Genomic DNA, 1,104 nt, shown 5'->3' on the forward strand with positions numbered 1-1,104 from the left:
TGTCGCCCGGCCGCGCCAGCCGGGCCGCTTCGGTCACCACGAGATCCATCGCACCAGTGTCCGCCGCCGCCACATCCACCACAGGGACATTCGGCGCGTGTCGCGCGAGTGCTTCGGCGATCTGCGCGCGGTCCGCGCCGATCAGGACGGCGGCGCGCAGCCGGGGCGCGGCGTCGCGGACGACGTCGTCGATGTCGGCGCCCTTCAGCAGCCCGCCCGCCACCCAGACGATGTGCTCGTAGGCGGCCAGCGACGCGGCGGCCGCGTGCGGGTTGGTCGCCTTGGAGTCGTCGACATAGGTGACGCCGTCGAGTTCGGCGACGGTCGCGATCCGGTGCGGATCGGGCTGGAAGGCCGCCAGGCCCGCCCTGATCTCCTCCGCGGGAACCCCGAAGGAGCGGGCCAGGGCGGCGGCGGCGAGGGCGTTGGCGACGTTGTGAGGGGCGAAGGGGATGATGTCCCGCAATTCGGCGAGTTCCGCCGCTTCCCGGACGGGGTCGCCGGTGAACGCGCGGTCGACGAGGAGGTTCTCCACGACGCCGAACTCGCCCGGCAGCGGCGACTGAAGCGTGAAGCCGATCGCGTCGCCGCCGGCCAGCGCGACCGTCGCGGGATCGTCGACGTTGCAGACCCGGACCGTCCCCTCGCCGAAGATCTTCGCCTTGGCGGCGCCGTACTCCTCGAGGGAGCCGTGCCAGTCGAGGTGGTCGGGCGCGAGGTTGAGGATGACGGCCGCGTGCGGCCGCAGGCTGGACGACCAGTGGAGCTGGAACGACGACAGCTCGACGGCCAGCACGTCATGCCCGGCCAGCACCGCCTCGACGATCGGCTCCCCGACGTTCCCGACGGCGACCGCGTCGTAGCCGGCGGTCCGCAGGATCGAGGTCAGCATCCGGACCACGGTCGTCTTGCCGTTGGTGCCGGTCAGCGCCAGCCAGGGCGCGGGGTCTTCGGCGGGGCGCAGCCGCCACGCCAGCTCGACCTCGCCGATGATCTCGATCCCTGCCTCGGCGGCGGCCGCGAGCAGCGGCACGTCCGGCCGCCAGCCCGGCGAGGTGACGACGAGCTCGGTGCCGTCGGGCAGCGTGTCGCCGTCGCCGAGCC

Annotated in this window: 1 protein-coding gene; it reads right to left on the bottom strand. The window is 73.5% G+C overall.

All coding sequences use genetic code 11. The features are described from left to right. Positions 1-1,104, bottom strand: a 1,104-nt coding sequence (murD, locus tag ACYVE7_RS34460; RefSeq protein ID WP_460370822.1) for a UDP-N-acetylmuramoyl-L-alanine--D-glutamate ligase, incomplete at both ends; no start/stop codon positions are given.

The sequence above is a fragment of the Actinocorallia lasiicapitis genome (assembly GCF_054778695.1).